We start from the raw sequence: 23,048 nt of genomic DNA on the forward strand, positions 1-23,048 counted from the left end.
CATTTTACTAATTATTTGTTTTTAGAACTTACACTCCAAAACGTCAATAAAAATATCTAACTTCGAGCCAATTATGAACCACGCTGTGACCTCTGACCACTCTATCCCTAATAATAACGCTACTTCAGCCGCCGATAATACGCTTTATCAGCCACAGCTGATCGAAACGCAGCAGCAAGCCAAATGGGCAACAGATAAGCGCTTTGAAGTCAGCAATGAGCCAAGCGACAAACCTAGCCGCTATATGCTATCGATGTTCCCTTATCCGAGCGGTAAGCTGCACATGGGTCATGTACGTAACTATACCATCTCAGATGTGCTGAGCCGTTACTATCGCCTTAAAGGCTTTGAAGTCATGCAGCCAATGGGCTGGGATGGGTTTGGCTTGCCAGCAGAAAACGCAGCAATAGCCAATCAGACGCCGCCTGCCAAGTGGACGTTTGAAAATATCGATAATATGCGCGCGCAGCTTAAGCTGTTAGGCCTGTCGATCGATTGGTCGCGCGAGTTTGCTACTTGTAGCCCTGAGTATTATCAATGGGAGCAGTGGCTATTTTTGCAGCTGTATAAAAAAGGCTTAGTTTATAAGAAGCTTGCGACCGTCAACTGGGATCCAGTGGATAATACTGTCCTTGCCAATGAACAAGTCATCGATGGTAAAGGCTGGCGCAGTGGCGCACTCGTTGAGAAGCGCGATATTCCGATGTATTACTTTAATATCACCGAATACGCTGATGAATTACTCGATGATTTGGATCAGCTAGAAGGCCATTGGCCCTCAGAAGTACTGACCATGCAGCGCAATTGGATCGGTCGTAGTGCCGGTATGGAAGTGCATTTCCCTTACGAGCTTGAAGGCCAAGAGAGTACCTTGGATGTATTTACCACCCGTCCTGACACCTTGATGGGGGTCACTTATGTCGCTGTTGCAGCTGAGCATCCATTAGCGAAATATGCGGCTGAAAAGGATGAGGTCATCGCCCAGTTCAATGCATTGTGTAAAAAAGGCTCAGTTGCCGAAGCCGACTTGGCCAAAGCAGAGAAGATCGGTATGGATACTGGTCTCACAGTCACCCACCCACTGACTGGGGAGGCGCTGCCAGTTTGGGTCGCTAACTACGTGCTAATGAGCTATGGCTCAGGCGCGGTCATGGCAGTACCGGCACATGATGAACGCGATTATGAATTTGCGACTAAATACGACTTGCCAATCAAACAAGTCATCGACGTCCCTGCCGGTTATTTTGATGCGGCAAAAGCTGAGGCCGAAGCCGAAGGCTGTGAAGTTAACCTCGCCTATACTGAGCGCAATACTTTAGTCAACTCAGGCGAGTTTGATGGTATGGATTTTGAGCAGTCTTTTGCAGCGATGCTTGAGAAGCTCGAGCCAAAAGGCCTTGCCAATAAAAAGATTCAGTTCCGTCTGCGCGATTGGGGCGTCTCTCGCCAGCGCTATTGGGGCTGCCCGATTCCGATGGTCAACTGCGAGCACTGCGGTACGGTGCCGGTAGAAGAGCAAGATTTGCCAGTCGTACTACCGACTGAGGTCGTGCCTGATGGTCGCGGTAATCCGCTCAAAAACATGCCTGAGTTTGTCAATACCAGTTGCCCTAAATGCGGTAATCCGGCAGAGCGCGAGACCGATACCTTTGATACCTTTGTCGAATCCAGCTGGTACTACGCGCGCTTTGCTAGCCCCAATGACGACAAGCATATGGTCAATAAATCAGCCGCTAACAAGTGGCTACCGGTTGATCAATACGTCGGTGGAGTTGAGCACGCAGTGATGCATCTGCTTTATGCGCGTTTCTTTCATAAGCTCATGCGAGATGAAAATTTAGTCTCAGGTGATGAGCCTTTCAAAAACTTGATGACCCAAGGCATGGTACTCGCTGGCACCTTTAATCGTGTGAATAGCGATGGCAGCACGACGTATTATTTCGCTGATGATGTCGATATCGACTACAACGAGCGGGGTCAACCGATTAAAGCGACACTTAAAGCAGATGGACAGCCTGTAAATATTGGCAAAATCGAAAAGATGTCAAAGTCTAAGAATAACGGCGTCGACCCGCAAACCACTATCGATCAATACGGCGCGGATACGGTGCGTTTATATACCCTGTTTACCGCGCCTGCCGATCAAACCCTTGAGTGGTCAGATGATGCGCTCAAAGGGCCTTATAACTTTGTCAAAAAAGTCTGGCGTCTGGCTCATGATCATATTAATGCTGTAAGCGCGTCAAACTTAGCGCTTGCTACTTTAAATGATCAGCCGTTAACTACCGATAATCTAAGCCGCGAGGCCAAAAACCTACGCCGTAAGACTCATGAGACAGTAGGTAAAATCGATAACGACTTAGGCGAGCGCTTGGCCTTAAATACTCCAGTATCGAGTCTTATGGAGCTTGCTAATGAGCTCACAAGCTTTAAAGTCAACGGCGAGCAAGACTTACAAGTGCAGCATGAAGCTTTGATAGACTTGCTCATTATGCTCTCGGTCTATGCGCCGCATGCTGGCGAGTATTTACTTGAGCAATTAGGCGTGGATACACTAACGATGAGCTACCCTACTGTCGATGAGAGCGCCTTAGTACAAGATACGATCACTATGGTGGTGCAAGTGAATGGTAAGGTACGCGGTAAAATGGACGTCGCGCCTAATAGTGACCCTGAAGAGCTTAAAGCTCAAGCACGCAGCATCGATAGCGTCGCTAAGTTTCTTACTGGCGAGATCAAAAAAGAGATCGTTGTCCCTAATAAGTTAGTGAACATTGTCGTTGTTGGCTAGTTTATTTTTTAACTACAAGTGATGTTTTTGGCTTTTTATGGCGATGAAGGATGAAGGTTATGGCGTATCAACAGCAAAACATGCAGTCAGCACGTAAGAACAGCTTAGGTACGCCTGCTAAAGGTAAAAGCCTTGGTAAAACGCTAGCTACTTCTTTGTTAGCAGTGCTACCTATGATGACGGTGGTGACGACAGCGACTGTCCTTACGGGCTGCGGATTTCATCTGCGCGGACTGGATGCGCCTTTAAATTTTGAGGTCGAAAAAACAGCAGTGGTGATTGAAGATAATCGTCGCTCGTTCCCATTGAAGCTGCCACTAACTAGACGCTTAGAGACTTTGGGAGTAGACGTCGTTGATGGTATGACGATGATTGAAAACGCCGCAAATAGCAAAGCCAATAACACCGATGCCGAAAAAATCGCCCTTATAAAAGTAGACAATTTACGCTTTCGGCGCTATGAACTAGTAGGCGTCTTAACAGAGATACGTTTGGTACTCTCTGCTGATGTGACCTATGACACTTATCAAAATGGGCAGCCAGTGACTTTGACTAATCCCATCCAAGTGGAGCGTAGCTATCAGTATAATGAGGCATCGGTCAGCACTGACGATCAACAAGGCGATCAGATCCGCGATTGGCTCTACGATAGTCTTGCGCGCCGTATTACCGATCAGTATGTCGCTATCAGCTTACCCAAAGTGTCGCCCAATACTAGTAAGGCTCGCCAAACCGCACCTATGTTAGAGCACTCAGCGCCCTCGACCACTGTGGTGACTACCCCGACCTCTTAACGTTTTAAATGAATGCTTTAAGTGAATACGTTGAATTGACACTTTGAACTGATACCTTTAATCCTCACTTCCAATCAGCAACTGATGGCTTATCTTTTATGCAGCAGACCTTTATCCAAGCCTATCCTAAACTGCTGCAACCTTCAGTAGCTGTAGCGGGCTTGTGGCTGGCGCACGGTGATGAGCCCTTACTGCAGCAATGGTTAATTAATGCGCTGCGGCCACATTGGCGCGAGCAAAACTACGCCATCAAACGCATTGAGCTCATATCGGTGAAGTCTTGGCAAGAGGTGTTGTCTGAATTAGGTAGCCAATCGCTCTTTGATGATGCCAGCGCGCTCATCGTGACGGGCAATCATAAGCCGGATAAAGCCACTATTGCCGAGCTTGAGCAGTTTGCTATCGATGCACAAGCCGGCGCTCATAGTCATAGCTTATTATGGCTAACGCCGAAGCAAGATAAACGCAGCCAAGCCAGCAAGTGGTTTGCGCCTTTTGCCAAGTATGGCCAAGTTATCGATGGTAACTTATACGATGAGCGCGCGCGTCAGCAGTTATTGCAAGTACAAGCAGAGCAATTCGGCCTACGTCTTTCGCAAGAGGCTTGGCAATTATTGATGTCGCACACCGAGCATCACCTACTCAGCGCTTATCAAACCCTTTGGCGCTTATCCTATCTGTTCGCTCCAAAGTTATCTGAAAATAATAACGACAGTCTCAGTCCTACTACTGACAATCGTAATAGCGACGCGGCCAGTCATAAGAACCTAGCTCTAGGTATTACTGACTTGCAAGCTGCTTTAGTCAGCGATGCGCAATTCAGCGTTTTTGACTTATCCGATGCTATGCTCACAGGCAATAGCATGCAGGTAGCGAAAATCATATTTCAGCTACAAGCTACTGATGAACCAACGACTTTGGTACTTTGGGCAATAGCCAAAGACATGCGGTTGGTCATGGCGCTAATGGATGGGCAAGATCCGCAAAGCTTAGGAATCTGGCGTAGTAAGCAAGGCTTGTACAGCCAAGCTTGTCGTCGTCATTCCCTTGCGCAAACCGCCGAGTGGCCGGATTTGCTATATCGCTGTGATCAGGCCATCAAAGGCCTCATTCGTCAGCCTGCTTGGGAGCTGTTATTACAAGCTGCGCTTGAGCTGTCAGGGAAAAAGCTCTTTGCTGCTTAATGGCTTACTCAAATAATGACTTACACCTTTTAATAAAGCCCTTTTTATACCCTCTTATGTTGCAGCTACCCCGCTTTTCCTTAACCTTTCGCAAACTAATAACCATTTCAATTTGCCCCTGAAGTCTTTACTATAGTCAAAATTGTTTTGATGGTAAGTGGACTTTGAGCATGGGCAAAATCACCAAAAAATCAGCTATAAAATGGGGCATTATCGCCTTAGTTGTGCTTGCACTTATTGTGCTGGCTTACAGGACTTTTAAACCCAAAGAAGAGAGCCCTAATTACATTACCGCCACCGCTGAGATAGGTGATATCGAAAACAACGTCATGGCGTCCGGTAAAGTAAAGGCGCTTAACACCGTTGACGTTGGCGCGCAGGTGTCAGGAGAAGTCAAACGGCTGTTCGTGGAAGTCGGAGACGAGGTTAAGCAAGGCGAGCTCATTGCCCAAATCGATCAAGTCACCCAAAAAAACAATCTAAGCAATGAGCAAGCCAGCCTCGAGCAAAGCGAAGCCGCCATTCAAAGTGCTGAGGCTGAGCTTTTGAGTCGTCAAGCCAGCCTAAAGAGCGCCTATGCTGATCTGGCCAGTCGTCAATCTGAATACAAACAAGCCCAATCTGACTTTGCGCGTCTCAAGGGCTTAGTGGCTATCGATGCGATATCGCAACAAGAATATGATACTCAGGCCACCAGTGTGGCAACGGCAAAAGCCGCGGTTGATAATGCTCGCGCCGCTATAGATACTGCCAAAGCCGCTATTACCACCACTCAAGCCAATATCAACAGCCAACGCGCCGCCTTACGTAAAGCACAAACCAACGTCAGTACCGCTGAGGAGGATCTGAGCTACACCACCATTCGCGCGCCGATATCAGGTACAGTGGTCTCTATCACCACTGAGCAAGGCACCACCGTTAACGCCAATCAAACTGCGCCGACTATCGTCACCTTAGCCGATCTCTCGACCGTACGCATTAATGCGCAGATCTCTGAAGCCGATGTCATTAACGTGCAAGCAGGCATGCCGGTGTATTTTAATATCATTGGTAATCCTGACCAAAAGTATGACGCTACCCTAAAAGCTATTGAACCTGCGCCCGAGAATATCAGTGATACCAGCTCTACTGATGCTGCTATCTATTATATCGGTTACATCGAAGTGCCAAACACTGAGCGCCGCTTTCGTATCGACATGACCGCACAGGTTTATATCGTTATTAATGAAGCTAAAAACGCGCTGCTTGTTCCTTCTGCTGCCCTACAACCTGCTAAAAACAGTAAAAGATCTACTGGCGACTCAAGTACTGATACTGATGTTTCTACTAGCGCAGGCGTGGTTCGCGTGCTCAAAGACAACGGCGAAGTCGCTGAACAACGCGTTACCGTTGGCATTAACAACCGCGTTAACGCCCAGATTTTAAGTGGATTAAGCGCAGGCGATGAGGTGATATTGAGTGAAGAAAAAGCAGGGGGTAGTCAAGGTGGTAGAGGAGGACCCCCTTTTTAACAGGTCATGTTAGCTAACGTACCAGTTAAGGTACTTAGATTCAGTTAGCTCCAGTGCTGTTGAACGTCTTGCAACCTTTAAGCTTAGAGCACTATAACTTTTAGACCCTTAGTGATTTTCTGATTTGATAATATAGGTCGTTGTATTCATGGATCCCCTAAAAACCAATGCCAATAGCGCAGCAACTGCGCCGCTGATGCAAGTCAAAGGCTTGATTAAAGAGTTTCGTGCAGGCGAGCAGACGATACGCGTGCTGCATGATATCGACCTCACTATTCATCAAGGCGAGATGGTCGCTATCATCGGGCAATCTGGCTCTGGTAAGTCTACTCTAATGAATATCTTGGGTTGCTTAGATCAGGCGACAGCAGGTGACTATAAGATTTATGGACAGCCTGTCAGCCGGCTTGATGCCGATGAGCTGGCGAAATTACGCCGCGAGCACTTTGGTTTTATTTTTCAGCGCTATCATCTGCTTGGCGATATTAATGCTCGTGATAATGTCTCTGTGCCTGCTGTTTATGCGGGGATGGATGGACAGGCTCGCAGCGAGCGCGCTGAACAGCTACTGTCAGATTTAGGTCTTGCGGATAAGGTCAATAATCGTCCGAATCAGCTCTCAGGCGGTCAACAGCAGCGGGTATCAATCGCTCGCGCGCTAATGAATGGCGGCGATATTATCTTAGCTGATGAGCCCACAGGGGCGCTCGATAGCAAGTCAGGCGAAGATGTCATGGCCATCTTGCATGACTTAAAGTCGCAAGGTCATACCATTATCATGGTCACCCATGACCCCGGTCTTGCCGAGCAGGCTGAGCGCGTCATTGAGCTCAAAGACGGCTATGTCATCGAGGACTATCGTACCAAGCATTATCAGCAAACGGCAGTTGATAATAGAGTGCAGCCAGAGCCTATACTCAACAGGCATCGTAAAGGCAAGATAAGTAGCTTTATTGATCGTTTGTTTGAAGCTTTTAAGATGTCCCTGCTCGCCATGCGCGCGCATAAAATGCGTACGCTTTTGACGATGCTCGGTATTATCATTGGTATTGCTTCAGTAGTCTCAGTCGTAGGGTTAGGTAAAGGCTCACAAGAGCAGATACTCGCTAATATTAGCTCATTGGGAACCAACACTATTACCGTAATAGACGGTTATCCATGGGGCGATCCTAGACGTCAGTACAATGACGACAATCTCACGCCTGAGGATGCGCAGGCGGTCGCTGATCAGCCTTATGTGACCAGCGTTAGCCCGCAGCTTGATAGTAACATGAGTGTACGTTATCGCAATGTACAAGAGGCGGCGAGTATCAGCGGCGTGGGGCAAGACTATCTTGACGTTAGTGGCGAGACGTTATCCCAAGGTCAAGGTTTCGATGAGCAAAGCATCTTAAAACGCACGCAAGATATTATTATTGATGACAATGCTAAGCAGACTTTCTTTGCTGATGTTGATAACCCTATCGGCGAAGTCGTGTTAATCGGTAGTGTACCCGGGCGAGTGATTGGCGTATTGGAACCTAATAACAGTGGCTTTGGCGGTCAAGTAGAGTCGCCTACCCTTTATATGCCTTATACGACCATGATGTCACGCTTAGTAGGTAGTCCCAATATTGAGCGTTTCGTCGCTTTAATCGACGACAGTATCTCCTCCTCCGCTGCTGAGTCTGCCATCTCCACCCTTATGGAAGGTCGTCACGGTACCGACGATTTTCGTATTCGTAACTCAGACTCTATTCGTCAAACGATTGAGTCAACGACAGGCACTATGACCTTACTTATCTCATCCATTGCTATCATCTCCTTGATCGTCGGCGGTATTGGGGTGATGAATATCATGCTAGTTTCAGTCACCGAGCGCACCAACGAGATCGGCGTGCGTATGGCAGTCGGCGCTCGTCAAAGCGACATTATGCAGCAGTTTTTGATCGAAGCCATCTTAGTCTGTATTTTAGGCGGCTTATTGGGTATCGGACTTGCCTTTGCTATCGGCGAGCTTATCAATAGTGTCGCTGGTGATAGCTTTAAAGTGATTTATTCTCCAACTTCTATCATTGCCGCCTTTGTTTGCTCAACTTTAATTGGCGTTATTTTTGGTTTTTTACCAGCGCGTAATGCGGCCAAGCTTGACCCAGTGGAAGCGCTGTCTAGAGATTAGATCTGTACTTATTGTTAGGCTCAAAAGATATAAACATTTCTAATAAAGTTGGTTAGTTTAAAAAATCTATAAAATTTACGCTCAAATCATAATTTTTGTTCCTCATGGGGTTGTAATTATCGCAGGAATATATATAATGTGCTCTCACGTTTAGGGATACAAATTATCTAGATGTGAATGAGAGAAAGCTTTGCGAATGACTTAATGTTTAAACTTAAGTTGTTAGTATAATCTTTAGAATTTTCCCTTTAAGGAAAATTCTCTTGCGAGACTAAAATTGCAGTGCAATTTTTTAACGTCTCTCAGGACCGATAGCTCAGTTGGTAGAGCAGTTGACTTTTAATCAATTGGTCCCGCGTTCGAGTCGCGGTCGGTCCACCATTTTTAGTAGTACGCTTATTAAGTATTCTGCCCTATTCGGTATTAGCTTAATAAGTTTGGTTTTAAATAATTTTCCTCTTTCAGGAGATTATTCTTGCAGAGCTAAAAAAGCAGTGCTTTTTTTAGTCAGATATCGTTAAGGTATCAAGTTTTAGGAAATCCTATTTAAAGGATTTCCCTTACGAAGCTAAAATTGCAATGCAATTTTTTCATGCTTCTCAGGACCGATAGCTCAGTTGGTAGAGCAGTTGACTTTTAATCAATTGGTCCCGCGTTCGAGTCGCGGTCGGTCCACCATATTACAAAAGCTCCACTACTTTTTGGTAGTGGGGCTTTTTTTTGTTTGTTTATGAGCTACTGACTACTTAGTTAGTACTTTTTAATGCGTACTTTGATTAAGGCGTTTTGACTCTCTTACGAGCAAACCTAAGCTTAGGTATCGTGGTACTCAAAATATTCCTAAGCGAGGTCTTACGGGGCTGCTTTGGTGCTCTGTCTATAAGAAGATCAAAGTCCTTATCATTGATTTTGACCCTTTTATCATGAGCCAGTAATACCACTGCTGGCTGCAATGCTTTGATCTTATTCAAAGAAGCTCGATAAGCATTAGGCAGGGTAATCAGATAAGGCGATACAAACTTATCTTTGATACTCAATATAAGATCTGCAGTGTAAGCTTGCTTGGTCTGCGCGTGCCATAATGTCAAGTCGCGATCTGTATGCCCAGGCGTCTCCAAAACCACCCAGTCTTCAAAGTTTGGTATCGGGTCACCCTCTTCAACCTCAACATCAACTTTTAAGATAGGATCATACCAAACGTTAGCTATCGACTTTCCTTGCCTATTGGCCACATAGTAAGTTAGCGCTAAATCGTTCAGATGCGAAACTCTGCCTAACACTCCTTGATACCAAGCTTTATCAGCTTTTGCACTGACTACCTGGCAACCCGTTTTTTGTTTTAACAACTCAGCCCCGCCAGCATGATCAGGGTGCATATGAGTGACCACAACCGTTTTAAGCTGATCGATAGGACGCTCCAGGGTATCTGTAATGTAAGTTAAAACGCTATCAACATCACATCGACATCCTGAGTCTAGCAATAACAACTTATCAGGATAGACGGCCATATAAGTGGTCTGAATATATCCTTCAATCGCTACAATATTTATTAAATCCATTATTAAACCTTAAGCCTGATCCAATCAGACTACTCCTATCAATAAATACAATCTTACTATTATAACCTTAGCGCTTTATTAGTCAGTGATATTCAGTGAACGCTTGTGAGCAAACTTTTATTAGCGTATAAAACGACATGTTTAGATATTTATAAGCTCATAAATAAAAAAACTCAGCACTTAGGCTGAGTTTTTCTTCATCATGATTACAACTTCATAGGATTAAGCCAAGTCACGAACCTTAGGCTCACGCTCCCATAGACGAGATTTTGCATTTTCTACAAAGCTGTCAAGCTCAGCGAGCGGTGTGACAAACTCATCTTTTTCTACAGGAAGTTTACTTAAGATAAACTCATCCGTTGCACCGCAATAAGCAATGGCTTTACAGTGTACATAAGCATCAGTGAACCAATCTAGCGTTGAGCTATCCTCCGCCAGTTTCTTAGCTTGATCCGGCATAATGATACTCACTACCGCATCGAAGAATACAGAGGGTGCGCCAGCGACACGCTCATCTGCTTGGATACGCGTATCGTCGTCAAGCTTAACTTCTTTGCTAGGAGCAACAATTTTGACCATACCGCCTTGAGCGTTAATAGCATCTTCAAACTTCTTAACTTGCTCATGGTTTGATCCTTCAGCCACTAAGATACCAACCAAACGGCCTTTTAGTGATTTAGGCGTACGACCAATCGTTTGCAGAGGCTTAGAGGTGTCCATATCTTGTACTGGTGCTGCTGGTTCTGCCGCTTCTGGTAGCTCCATACCTAAGGCATTGGCAACACGATTAGCTAGATCTTCATCAATATTGATAAGGTGACTGAGCACGCGAGTACGAACATGCGGCGCATCTACTTTACCAAGCTCAAACGCGTAGGCTGATGCAATGTGTGCTTGTTCAGCAGGGGTTTGGCTACGATAGAACATACGTGGCTGACTATAGTGATCAGCGAAGCTCTCAGCACGGATACGACCTTTTACGCCATCATCCAGTTTTTCATGAAACGAGTTAAAACCTTTTTGAGGACTTTCACGTGGACGGTCTAGATCTAGACTTTGAGGCTCATAAAGCACACGAGTCTTAGGCACTTGCATTTGCATATGACCGTCTTGCTGGTTATTTGCAAACGGACATTTAGGCGCATTGATAGGAATCTGAACAAAGTTTGGTGAGCCTAATCGTGACAACTGAGTATCTAAGTAACTAAATAGACGGCCTTGTAATAAGGGATCGTTACTAAAGTCGATACCAGGTGGTATATGCGATGGACAGAAGGCTACCTGCTCAGTTTCTGCAAAGAAATTATCTGGGTTACGGTTTAGTACCATTTTACCGATGATTTTAACTGGCACTAGCTCTTCTGGAATCAGCTTAGTGGCATCTAAGTGGTCAAATGGAAACTCATTGGCCTCTTCTTCGGTAAAGAGCTGTACACCAAGCTCCCACTCAAAATACATACCATTTTCAATCGCTTCATACATGTCACGGCGGTTATAATCAGGGTCAGCACCAGATATTTTAACTGCTTCATCCCAAATCAATGATTGCACGCCAGCAACTGGCTTCCAATGATAACGGAAGAAAGTACTCTTACCTTCTTTGTTGAGCAAACGGTAGGTATGAATACCAAAACCTTCCATCATGCTAAAGCTACGCGGCAATGCACGATCACTCATAAGCCAAATCAGGTTATGCATCGTCTCTGGGCTTAGCGAGACAAAGTCCCAAAAGGTATCGTGGGCAGAAGCCGCTTGCGGAAAACCACGATCAGGCTCCGGCTTGACTGCATGAATGAGATCAGGAAACTTAATAGCATCTTGAATAAAGAAGATAGGCATATTATTACCGACTAAATCCCAATTACCTTCTTCTGTGTACATCTTGACTGCAAATCCGCGTACGTCACGGGGCGTATCCTTTGAGCCTTTATTACCAGCAACTGTTGAGAAGCGGGTAAATACAGGAGTCTGCTTACCGGTTTCAGTTAGTATTTTAGCTGTTGTATACTCTTCTAACGATTCAGTTAATTCAAAATAACCATGCGCCGCACTACCACGCGCATGGACAATACGCTCAGGAATACGCTCATGGTCAAAATGGTTGATTTTTTCGCGTAATACAAAATCTTCTAAAAGACTCGGGCCTCGGCTACCGGCTTTTAAAGAGTTTTGATTATCAGAGATAACGACACCTTGCTGCGTAGTGAGCGCTTTTGTGTCGTCGTCTGCACGTTGGTGAGTCTCGCCGCCATTGCCGCGAGTTGGGTTCATGTCTTTTGCGGGGTCAGTATGATCAATATTGGTTTTCATCATGCATCCTAGCTAGTTATAAGAATTAAGCTCTAATAAGAGAATAAGAGCGAAATTTAATTCTACTAAACTCGCTTAGGTTTTACATGATAATACCTGTTGATATTTGGTTAAAGTTTGCAGCTATCAAAAAAAAATTATGATACTTTATAAAAAGGCTGTTTACTTAAGTACTGTGGTCGTTTTGATACTAGCGGCGAATTGGACTCTAAACATTCTTAATCTCGCCACTTACAAAGAATGACAGCGTCAAAGGGTTTATCAGCCTATTAAACACGTCTTCTAACGATGCTCTACTACTCTTCAAGGACATGCTTTAGTCCGTTTACCCTTCTTCACTCTGCTTATGAGGTCGCTTATGTTATGCAATACTAGCTATCAATCGAGTCACTCTTATCTCTCCTCGCTCAAAACTATGTTTGTTGGCTTATCAGTCAGCGCGGTTACGCTAGCTTTTAGTCAAACGGCCGCTGCTATTACCACCAAAGATATCAGCTATACCGTAGACAACCAACCGTACCAAGGCTATTACGCCAAAGCGGATAAGCCTAATGCTCCCTTTATATTGCTGATTCATGATTGGGACGGCTTGACCGATTATGAAAAAAAGCGCGCGGATATGCTAGCGAGCGAGGGTTACAACGTCCTAGCAGCGGATATGTTCGGTGCAGGCATTCGCCCTACTAAGCTTGAAGACAAAAAACGGCTCACCTCCGAGCTATACGACGATCGTAGTAAAATGCGGCGTCTGCTTGCTGGTGCTCTAAATACAGGACAAGCGCAAGGCAATGATGTCCGCGAAGGCGTAACGATGGGCTATTGCTTTGGCGGTACGGTAGCTCTAGAGCTTGCAAGAGCAGGGTTTGAGCAAAAAGCTTTTGTGCCTTTTCATGGGGGGCTTGAGCTGCCAGCGGGTCAAACTTATGATAAAACGAAGGGTGAGATTTTAGTCTTTCATGGCAGTGCCGACGAAGCCGTGCCGTTTGAGGATTTTACCGCCCTTGGTAAGACGTTAGAAGCCAGTGGAGTACCCCATGAGATGTTGACTTATAGCGGTGCAGTCCATGCCTTTACTGACTTCGATAATCCTGATAGATACAATGCTCGTGCCGATGAGCGCTCTTGGAGACGTTATACAGATTTTTTATCCAATGCATATAAATAACTTTAGTTTGTACCCTATAAGAAGAGCGAACCTTATTTATTAACCAGTCTGTTAGAAGACAAGGAAGTGAGTCATGTTATTAAAGAACGAATTATTACGTGAGCGCATTAGATTATTAGGCTCATTCTTAGGTGAGGCAATTTCTCGCCAATCTGGAGAAGACACGCTAAATACCATCGAGACCTTGCGCCAAGGTTTTATCCAAGAGCGCCGCGAGCATAACGACGGACAAAAACAACAACTTATCGAGCTCATCGCCTCGCTAGACAATCAAACACTAAAAAACGTCATTCGCGCGTTTTCTATTTATTTTTTTTTGGCAAACCTGACCGAAGAAAACTACTTACGTGAGCAGCGGCAAGTGATGCGCGCAGAGTCTAACCAAAGCTGGGAAGGCTCTTTTCGTCGCACTTTATCAGAATGCCGCGAGCGCCAGATCGAACCTGAACAAATCAAAGAGCTCATCGATCAGCTAAAATTTATCCCAGTCTTTACCGCGCACCCTACCGAGGCGCGTCGCCGTACAACGATGAATATCTTGCAAACGCTATATGAGCACACCGATGCCATGGGTGTCTATCCTGAGGGCAGTCGCGCCTTTGAGCAGGCCAAACAAAAAACCGCAGAAACCATTGATCTACTATGGTCATCAGATGAGGTGCGGACTCGTAAACCCTTGGTCTATGATGAGATTAATAATGGCCTGCATTATTTTGATGCCAGTCTTTTTACCGCCATACCGAAAGTCTATCGCAATATCAAAGACGCAATCGTAGAGATTTATCCAGAGCTTAGTGACTATGCGCTGCCCGCTTTTGTCAATTTTGGCTCTTGGATCGGCGGCGATAGAGATGGCAACCCCTTCGTCACTCATGAGACCACAGAAATGGCCGTGTTGATGCATGCCAATACCGTGCTGCGCCATTACCAAGTATTGATCCGAAAGCTGCGCCGCGAGCTGATTCATAGCGATAGCATCGTCACCATCGCGCCCGGGATTTATGAGCGAATTAAAGACTATAGCGAGCTGGATCAGCAGGTGTTTTGTTATAACCCTGATGACTATAATCACGAGCCATACCGTAGATTGTTATCACTCATCCTTGCCAAAATAAAAGCCACCAACCAGTATATCCAAAGCCAAGGCACAGACGACAATGCAGCAAAAGACGCGTACTTATCGCCGGCCGCACTGTTAGATGACTTACGCCTTATCCGCAAGAGCGTCAACACGCATGATAGCGCCCATGCCGAAGGGCTACTGCTAGATACCATCCGCTTGGTCAAAACCTGCGGCTTTCATCTGGCCGCGCTCGATATTCGCCAAGACTCAGGCTATCATGGCGAGGTCATTGCCGATATTTTTGCCAATGCCTCCAACTTGCCCGATTACAAGGCGCTAAGCGAAGCAGAGCGCCAAGAGTGGCTGACCCGCCTACTACAAAAACCAGGCACACCGCTGATTTATACCGATAATTTAAGCGAGCAAACCCGTGAGCAGCTGGCATTGATGCAGTCGGTGGCCAAACTGCGCAAACTGGTGGGCGACGATACTTTTGGCAGCTACGTCATCTCGATGACCAATAACGCCAGTCAACTACTAGAAGTACTGCTGCTGATGCGTTTTGCAGGTTTGTCTGGTATCAATGACGACGGACACTTATTTGCCGCCTTGCCGGTAGCGCCACTGTTTGAAACCATCGAAGACCTTAAAAATATCGATAAAATCATGCCAACGGTACTGGATAACCCGCTGTATCGCGAGCTACTTGAGCACTCAGGCAATATTCAAGAGATTATGCTGGGCTACTCGGACTCTTCTAAAGACGGCGGCATTATCACCTCGGCTTGGCAGCTGTATAGCGCCCAGCAGACCATCACTCGTATTGCCAACCAATACGGCATCAGCACCCGTCTGTTCCATGGCCGCGGCGGCTCTGTCAGTCGCGGCGGCGGCTCAACTCATCAGGCCATTGCCGCGCAGCCCGCTGGTACATTAAACGGACAAATCAAGTTTACCGAGCAAGGCGAAGTGCTCTATGCCAAATACGCCAATCCAGATACAGCAGTGTTTGAGCTGACAATGGGTATCACAGGCGCACTAAAAGCCAGCTCGTCACGCTTTGTGGCGCAGCCGGCCCAGCTCGATAGCTATGAAGCACTGTTTGCAGATTTAGCCGATGCAGGCGAGCAGCAATATCGAGCATTGACGGATAATACAGACGGGTTTTATCAGTTTTACTCCGAGGCCACGCCCGTACAAGAGATCTCTTTGCTAAATATCGGCTCGCGCCCTGCCCACCGCAAAAAAGGCTTGCCAAGCAAATCAACAATTCGGGCGATACCTTGGGTGTTTGGCTGGTCATTGGCCCGCTTTACCCTTCCTGCGTGGTATGGCGTGGGCACGGCATTAGAGAGTGTCAAACAAAACGAAGGATTGATGAAAGAGATGAATAAAAACTGGCCGTTTTTTAGCGCCTTTATCAGCAATATCGAAATGGCCTTTACCAAATCGGAGATGAATATCGCCCACGCCTACAGTCATCTGTGCAAAGATGAGCGCTTACGCACACAAGTCATGCAGGCTGTCGAGCACGAGCACGCGCTTACTCACTCTGGCCTAAACTCCCTGCTCGAGCAAACCTCATTATTGTCCACGCAGCAAGAGCTGGCAGCGTCTTTACAATGGCGCAATGCTTACTTAGACCCGATCAACTATATCCAAATCGAGCTGCTCAAACGCATGCGTCAACCTGATAATAAGGATGCTAAAAGTACCGATAAACTGGCGGTAGAAGATCCACTAATTCGCAGTATCAATGCCCTTGCAGCAGGACTACGTAATACTGGTTAGAACTTGATACTGATATTAAAACGCAAATAACCGCTGACTTAGTTAGCGGTTATTTTTTGAAAAACCAAAATTTGGTTGTTCGCTGGCATCTCATATTGAGTCATTAATGTTAAATGGTGGGCGTTGGCTAAAGCAATGATATCTTCTTTATGCCGGATACCGCTACCAGCATCACGCTGGCGCAAAGTGCTATCAAACTGCTGGTTACTCGCACTGGTATAGCGTCCATTTTCATTAAAGGGTCCATATACTATTAGCTTGCCGTCTAACGGTAATGCTTCTCCGACCAACTCAAACAACCTCTCAACCAAAGGCCAAGCGATAATATGTAAGGTGTTAGCAGTAAATATAGCGTCATAAGGTTCGCCAGTATTAGTTTTTGGAATAGAATCTGTTAACAAATTAAAAGCCAACGGTGCATACAGGTTTGATGCGGGATAGGCATCATGCCAAGCTTGTATCACCTGATGATTATCAGTTACATCGCTGGTTTGCCATTGTAGGTGCGGCAATCTTGGTGCAAAGTAAACGCTATGCTGGCCGGTACCTGAGCCGACTTCTAAGACATGAGTATGCTCTTGTAGCTCTTTTTGTAGCACGTTTAAGATAGGTGCTTTATTATTTTCACACGCTTGCGAAAATGGCAGTCTATCTTGGCTACTAATATCCGCATTACCTAAGTTATTTTTATTCATAATACTATCTTAATAAAGGTTCAATAAATCAGTCTAATAAATACCGGCTTCCACTCCAGCAGCTAGCGTCATCGCAAGCTCTTCCACTTGCTCCACAAACACCTCTTGCCAATCACCTTTTAAAATAAGCGTATCTTGGATTTGATTCCAACGCAAACCAGTGATAATCGTTTTCATAGCCAGTTTAGTTCCTGTCCCATCAAACCCAGCGCGAATATATAACGCAAAAGGCAGCCCCTGTTTGTGCTCTAATACCGCGTAATAACAGCGATCGAAGAAGTCTTTGGTCAGCCCTGCCATATAAGACAAATTCTCAGTCGTACCTAATAATAACGCATCCGCTGCGAGTATATCTTCAGGCTGCGTATCCTGTGGTGCTTTGAGAACCACGTTGATATCTATATCAGGGTGATTGGCACCGTCATGAGCGGCTTGCGCCAACTTTTTAGTATTCGGTGATGGTGCATGCGCGACGATAAGTAAAGTCTTGGAAGCCATATTAGTCACCATTATAAAATATATCAGTTCTTAGAATAAATAGTCACCTTTTGCATGATATCAGGATGGATGCTTTTCGCAACTGGACAACTCAGCGCTGTGTTATAAAATATCTTTTGCGTTTTCTCATTGAGCTGCTGCTTAAAAGAGATAGCGACATGTATTTCACTGACGCGCCTTGGATCAGCTGTCATCACTTTGGTCACCTCAGCGGTAGTACCTGCAATATCAATTTCCATATCACGCGCTTTAATCCCAATGATCGTTAGCATACAGCTTGCCAAGCTTGTCGCTAATAGATCAGTCGGTGAAAAAGCCTCACCCTTGCCCTGATTATCAGTGGGTGCATCGGTAATAATTTCATTGCTTGATTGCAAATGGATGGCGCTAGTACGCAAGTCGCCTTGGTAGGTTACTTTTGAAGTTGTCATAGGGCTCCTTCTGATTTAATAGTATTTTGAATGATAGGCAGTGTTATGACTATTTAATAAATGCTAAGATTACGACACTTATGCAAACATTAGTACTGTAAATGGTTCAAAGGAATTATAATATGCACGTATATGAGCTCTCAGAGTATCAAATTTATCAATTAAAATCGATAGATCCAGCTTTAAGTACTAATTGGAAAACAATCATTGCCAATATTTTGCCACAGCTTGACCCTGCTAGTCGTAAAAGTGTGTACGAAAAAATATTGTCAAAGAGAAATATTAGCGCAAATTTTACTTATATCATTCCAGAAAACCTTAGAAGTGTATTATCTAACACCGCAGTACGCAATAAAGAGTTGCAAGCGATTAGCGTACAGATGCTAAAGTTGGTCGAATCCCAACCGCAAACCTGCGATGCTATTGATCTTGCAGATAAAGTAGAAGCTATGATCGACTATATTAATCGAATTGATATAGGCGATCATCATTTAGACCAACAGAGTCGAAAGAGTATAAAGCGTGCTTTTTTATACGATTTAGCGACTTGGATTGATAATGTAAAACTGATAGTACAACCTGGCATTAGACAGCTTAATGTTGACGTTGTAAAAACGTATTTTAAAGAAGTTTTTATCAAACAAAAGATTCAAGAACGTGACTTTCGTGCTTGGGACTCGACTGATATTGATTTTCAAGAACAAGAAAACTTACCTAGTATTATCAGAGAAGAAGCTAAGCGTAAAAAGTTCTTTGTAATCGAAAGTGAAAAGTATTGGTATTTGATTGGTATCGCTGATAAGCCTAGACAAAACCCTTACTCCTTCAAACGCTTTTTGCATGAAGGCAGTATGCAAAATGAACTATACGTATATTTAACTCATGTAGTTCTCAGAAAAAACCTTTTAGATAATGAGCGCTACCTTGAGCACGTTACTTATTGCATGAGTCGACTCTATACTTTGGATGCTGGCGTATCAGATACGATTATCAAGTTTATTGAAGATGTACAATATAAATGTAAGACGCAAATTGAACCGTTACTTAAAAAACCCCTTGAAAAAGACGGTGAAGAAACAGAATTTCATATTCACAAGCGTATGAATGAGTATGAACAACAAATCACTGTATTGATACTCAATAAGCTAAACAACCTCATCGAAAACGCTATCAGCGACAAGGACGATCGAGACTATCTATTTTATTACTTAAGTAAAATTTTTAATAGAATGATTGATAGTATTCAGAACTTTCAATTACTACCTATTGCAACTTACTCTTATAACGTAGAGATTATGGTTGCCAGACTAATTAGCTTTAGGCACTTATTAGATATGATCTACGATTCGTTAGAGAATAAAAACTATAATGCAAAAGGACTTACTGAAGCCTCCAAAGAGATCATAGATATAATCAAAGAAGAGTTCGATGATGTGGAAAGCAATCTCAAACAGATATCGCGTCTAGAACAAAAGCTAAAGCTTTATCATGAGACCAAGGAAAAAGGAAATCTTTGGCAAAGACTAATAGTAGGATGGCAACCAAGATATGATTTCGAAGATATTGAACACTCAAAGAATCAATTAAAGAATGAGTTTTTCTTATCGATCGTTAGATTGGCAAAAAGTCATACTGATAATATTATTTATTTAGAGTTTGACTGTGATGAGACCGTTAATGAACATTATAGACACTATGCTATCGCCAATGACAAAATGGTTATCACACGTTTGCCTAAAGTATTAAGACTTCCTGAAGATAAAGAAACGTTCGATGTGCAGAAAATTAATGAAGCTATTCATCATAATGTTTTTATTTTCCGTAAGTCATCTGTTCTATAGCTCTTGATAAAAACCGTAAGGGTTAGAGATAATTCTTACAGGTAAGGCAAAACCAATAAAAGAATAGCAGACAAAGAAAAGCCCCCTTAACAATTAAGTTAAGGGGGTTTTAGGAATAGAGAGCTGACGATGACCTACTCTCACATGGCCGGAGCCACACTACCATTGGCGCAACGATGTTTCACTTCTGAGTTCGGGAAGGGATCAGGTGGTGCCATCGTGCTATTGTCGTCAGCAAAGGGGTTTAGATATGAGTCTGTTGTGTGACTTTTAATAAGTATCACTTATCCTAACTGAATCAAGGATAAAGGTGATATCGATATAATGCTTGTCTAACTATAGAACCAAGTTCTGATAGATAGCTACAAACCACTTGGGTGTTGTATGGTCAAGCCAAACGAGCAATTAGTACAGGTTAGCTACACGCATCGCTGCGCTTCCACACCCTGCCTATCAACGTCCTAGTCTTGAACGGCTCTTTAGGGAAATCTAATCTTGAGGTGGGCTTCCCGCTTAGATGCTTTCAGCGGTTATCCCATCCGAACGTAGCTACCGGGCAATGCCATTGGCATGACAACCCGAACACCAGTGGTTCGTCCACTCTGGTCCTCTCGTACTAGGAGCAGATCCTCTCAAATTTCCAACGCCCACGGTAGATAGGGACCGAACTGTCTCACGACGTTCTAAACCCAGCTCGCGTACCTCTTTAAATGGCGAACAGCCATACCCTTAGGACCTGCTTCAGCCCTAGGATGAGATGAGCCGACATCGAGGTGCCAAACACCGCCGTCGATATGAACTCTTGGGCGGTATCAGCCTGTTATCCCCAGAGTACCTTTTATCCGTTGAGCGATGGCCCTTCCATACAGAACCACCGGATCACTAAGACCTACTTTCGTACCTGCTCGACTTGTGGGTCTCGCAGTTAAGCGCGCTTTTGCCTTTATACTCTTCGACCGATTTCCGACCGGTCTGAGCGCACCTTCGTACTCCTCCGTTACTCTTTAGGAGGAGACCGCCCCAGTCAAACTACCCACCATACATTGTCCTCGGTATTGTTATACCTGAGTTAGAACCCCAACATGACCAGGGTGGTATTTCAAGGATGGCTCCACAAACACTGGCGTGTCTGCTTCAAAGCCTCCCACCTATCCTGCACAAGTCAGGTCAAAGTTCAATGTAAAGCTGTAGTAAAGGTTCACGGGGTCTTTCCGTCTAGCCGCGGGTACACAGCATCTTCACTGCGATTTCGATTTCACTGAGTCTCTGCTGGAGACAGCGCTGCCATCATTATGTCATTCGTGCAGGTCGGAACTTACCCGACAAGGAATTTCGCTACCTTAGGACCGTTATAGTTACGGCCGCCGTTTACTGGGGCTTCGATCAAGACCTTCGCATACGCTAAGCCCATCAATTAACCTTCCAGCACCGGGCAGACATCACACCCTATACGTCCACTTTCGTGTTTGCAGAGTGCTGTGTTTTTAATAAACAGTTGCAGCAGCCTGGTATCTGCGACTACCAGCAGCTCAAGGAGCGTGTCCTATCACCACCAATAGCGTACCTTCTCCCGAAGTTACGGTACCATTTTGCCTAGTTCCTTCAGCAGAGTTCTCTCAAGCGCCTTGGTATTCTCTACCTGATCACCTGTGTCGGTTTAGGGTACGATTCGTTTATGACTATCGCTTAGAAGCTTTTCCTGGAAGCCTGGTATTTGCCACTTCGTCCTACAAGTAGGACTTGCTATCAGATCTCGACCATATAGCAGCCCGGATTTACCTAAGCTGCAAGCCTACATCCTTTCACCTAGATAACCATCACTAGGCTGACATAACCTTCTCCGTCCCTCCATCGCATCATAAACAAGTATCGGAATATTAACCGATTTCCCATCGACTACGCCTTTCGGCCTCGCCTTAGGGGTCGACTCACCCAGCCCCGATTAACGTTGGACTGGAACCCTTGATCTTCCGGCGTGCGAGCTTTTCACTCGCATTATCGTTACTCACGTCAGCATTCGCTCTTGTGATACCTCCAGCATGCTTTACAACACACCTTCACAGGCTTACACAACGCTCCCCTACCACTTGAAAACAATTTTCAAATCCGCAGCTTCGGCTCCTAGTTTGAGCCCCGTTACATCTTCCGCGCGGGCCGACTCGACTAGTGAGCTATTACGCTTTCTTTAAAGGATGGCTGCTTCTAAGCCAACCTCCTAGCTGTCTATGCCTTCCCACCTCGTTTCCCACTTAACTAGGAATTTGGGGCCTTAGCTGGCGGTCTGGGTTGTTTCCCTCTCCACAATGGACGTTAGCACCCACTGTGTGTCTCCCGGATATCACTCATCGGTATTCGGAGTTTGCATCGGTTTGGTAAGTCGGTATGACCCCCTAGCCGAAACAGTGCTCTACCCCCAATGGTGTTCGTCCGAGGCGCTACCTAAATAGCTTTCGGGGAGAACCAGCTATCACCGAGTTTGATTAGCCTTTCACCCCTATCCACAAGTCATCCCCTGGCTTTTCAACGACAGTGGGTTCGGTCCTCCGGTGCCTGTTACGGCACTTTCAACCTGCTCATGGATAGATCACTCGGTTTCGGGTCTATACCCTGCAACTATGACGCCCTATTAAGACTCGGTTTCCCTACGGCTCCCCTAACGGTTAACCTTGCTACAGAATATAAGTCGCTGACCCATTATACAAAAGGTACGCGGTCACCACGCAAGGTGGCTCCCACTGCTTGTACGCACACGGTTTCAGGTTCTATTTCACTCCCCTCACAGGGGTTCTTTTCGCCTTTCCCTCACGGTACTGGTTCACTATCGGTCAGTCAGGAGTATTTAGCCTTGGAGGATGGTCCCCCCATCTTCAAACAGGATTTCTCGTGCCCCGCTCTACTTAATATGTTATCTTCAGAATTTAAAATACAGGACTATCACCTACTATGGTCAGCTTTCCCACGCTGTTCTTCTATTCTAAAGATAATCGGCTTCTCCCCGTTCGCTCGCCGCTACTTGGGGAATCTCAATTGATGTCTCTTCCTAAGGGTACTGAGATGTTTCACTTCCCCTCGTTCGCTTCTTATACAAAGTATAAGATACCTAGCTTATGCTAGGTGGGTTTCCCCATTCAGAAATCTCCGGATCACAGGATATTGCCGCCTCCCCGAAGCTTATCGCAGGCTGTCACGTCTTTCATCGCCTCTGACTGCCAAGGCATCCACCATGTGCGCTTAATTACTTGACCATACAACCCCAA

13 protein-coding genes, 2 tRNA genes and 2 rRNA genes are annotated in these 23,048 nt (G+C 45.3%); 10 read left to right on the forward strand and 7 right to left on the reverse strand.

Going from position 1 to position 23,048, the window contains the following annotated elements:
* The first annotated feature begins 73 nt into the window (after positions 1 to 73).
* The 7 genes from leuS (at position 74) to W234_RS0112825 (ending at position 9,116) form a co-directional block, all read left to right on the forward strand.
* On the forward strand, positions 74 to 2,791 hold the full coding sequence (gene leuS / locus W234_RS0112795) for a leucine--tRNA ligase (protein WP_025647227.1): 2,718 nt from the start codon (positions 74 to 76) through the stop codon (positions 2,789 to 2,791).
* A 59-nt stretch (positions 2,792 to 2,850) separates the two neighbouring features.
* A complete protein-coding gene (locus W234_RS0112800) occupies positions 2,851 to 3,585 on the forward strand; it encodes a hypothetical protein (RefSeq protein ID WP_025647228.1) in 735 nt (244 codons plus the stop codon).
* A gap of 98 nt (positions 3,586 to 3,683) precedes the next feature.
* A complete protein-coding gene (gene holA, locus W234_RS0112805; protein WP_025647229.1) occupies positions 3,684 to 4,769 on the forward strand; it encodes a DNA polymerase III subunit delta in 1,086 nt (361 codons plus the stop codon).
* Positions 4,770 to 4,939: 170 nt separating this feature from the next.
* Positions 4,940 to 6,280 carry an efflux RND transporter periplasmic adaptor subunit gene (locus W234_RS0112810; RefSeq protein ID WP_025647230.1) on the forward strand — a complete coding sequence of 447 codons (1,341 nt, stop codon included), beginning with the start codon at positions 4,940 to 4,942 and terminating at the stop codon, positions 6,278 to 6,280.
* Positions 6,281 to 6,428: 148 nt separating this feature from the next.
* Positions 6,429 to 8,438, forward strand: a complete 2,010-nt coding sequence (locus W234_RS0112815; RefSeq protein WP_025647231.1) for a MacB family efflux pump subunit — start codon at positions 6,429 to 6,431, stop codon at positions 8,436 to 8,438.
* Between the two features lie 305 nt (positions 8,439 to 8,743).
* Positions 8,744 to 8,819, forward strand: a tRNA-Lys gene (locus W234_RS0112820).
* Between the two features lie 221 nt (positions 8,820 to 9,040).
* Positions 9,041 to 9,116 (forward strand) — tRNA-Lys (locus tag W234_RS0112825).
* 98 nt (positions 9,117 to 9,214) lie between these two features.
* On the opposite strand, the gene W234_RS0112830 is transcribed toward W234_RS0112825, so the two are convergent.
* A complete protein-coding gene (locus W234_RS0112830) occupies positions 9,215 to 9,997 on the reverse strand; it encodes an MBL fold metallo-hydrolase (protein ID WP_025647232.1) in 783 nt (260 codons plus the stop codon).
* A gap of 222 nt (positions 9,998 to 10,219) precedes the next feature.
* The gene (locus W234_RS0112835) at positions 10,220 to 12,307 is read right to left on the reverse strand and encodes a catalase (RefSeq protein ID WP_025647233.1); all 2,088 of its coding nucleotides are present in this window, start codon (positions 12,305 to 12,307) and stop codon (positions 10,220 to 10,222) included.
* Positions 12,308 to 12,665: 358 nt separating this feature from the next.
* Between W234_RS0112835 and W234_RS0112840 the strand changes: the two genes are divergently transcribed.
* Positions 12,666 to 13,472 (forward strand): dienelactone hydrolase family protein, encoded by an 807-nt coding sequence (locus W234_RS0112840; protein WP_025647234.1) that lies wholly within the window; start codon positions 12,666 to 12,668, stop codon positions 13,470 to 13,472.
* Positions 13,473 to 13,545: 73 nt separating this feature from the next.
* A complete protein-coding gene (ppc, locus tag W234_RS0112845) occupies positions 13,546 to 16,326 on the forward strand; it encodes a phosphoenolpyruvate carboxylase (protein WP_025647235.1) in 2,781 nt (926 codons plus the stop codon).
* Between the two features lie 38 nt (positions 16,327 to 16,364).
* Here ppc and W234_RS0112850 read toward each other — a convergent pair whose 3' ends face one another.
* From W234_RS0112850 to W234_RS0112860, 3 genes are read right to left on the reverse strand one after another with little or no spacing between them, the layout of a single operon-like run.
* Positions 16,365 to 17,021 carry a DUF938 domain-containing protein gene (locus tag W234_RS0112850; protein ID WP_025647236.1) on the reverse strand — a complete coding sequence of 219 codons (657 nt, stop codon included), beginning with the start codon at positions 17,019 to 17,021 and terminating at the stop codon, positions 16,365 to 16,367.
* A gap of 33 nt (positions 17,022 to 17,054) precedes the next feature.
* Positions 17,055 to 17,519 (reverse strand): flavodoxin family protein, encoded by a 465-nt coding sequence (locus W234_RS0112855; protein WP_025647237.1) that lies wholly within the window; start codon positions 17,517 to 17,519, stop codon positions 17,055 to 17,057.
* A gap of 23 nt (positions 17,520 to 17,542) precedes the next feature.
* A complete protein-coding gene (locus tag W234_RS0112860) occupies positions 17,543 to 17,950 on the reverse strand; it encodes an OsmC family protein (RefSeq protein ID WP_025647238.1) in 408 nt (135 codons plus the stop codon).
* A 122-nt stretch (positions 17,951 to 18,072) separates the two neighbouring features.
* Between W234_RS0112860 and W234_RS0112865 the strand changes: the two genes are divergently transcribed.
* Complete coding sequence (locus W234_RS0112865) at positions 18,073 to 19,791, forward strand: hypothetical protein (RefSeq protein WP_025647239.1); 1,719 nt, start codon at positions 18,073 to 18,075, stop codon at positions 19,789 to 19,791.
* Between the two features lie 121 nt (positions 19,792 to 19,912).
* Here W234_RS0112865 and rrf read toward each other — a convergent pair.
* Both rrf and W234_RS0112875 read right to left on the reverse strand, forming a co-directional pair.
* Positions 19,913 to 20,027 (reverse strand): 5S ribosomal RNA (rrf, locus tag W234_RS0112870).
* 148 nt (positions 20,028 to 20,175) lie between these two features.
* A 23S ribosomal RNA gene (locus W234_RS0112875) occupies positions 20,176 to 23,036 on the reverse strand.
* Between the last annotated feature and the right edge of the window lie 12 nt (positions 23,037 to 23,048).

Source organism: Psychrobacter sp. TB15 (assembly GCF_000511655.1).
Lineage (GTDB): Bacteria > Pseudomonadota > Gammaproteobacteria > Pseudomonadales > Moraxellaceae > Psychrobacter > Psychrobacter submarinus.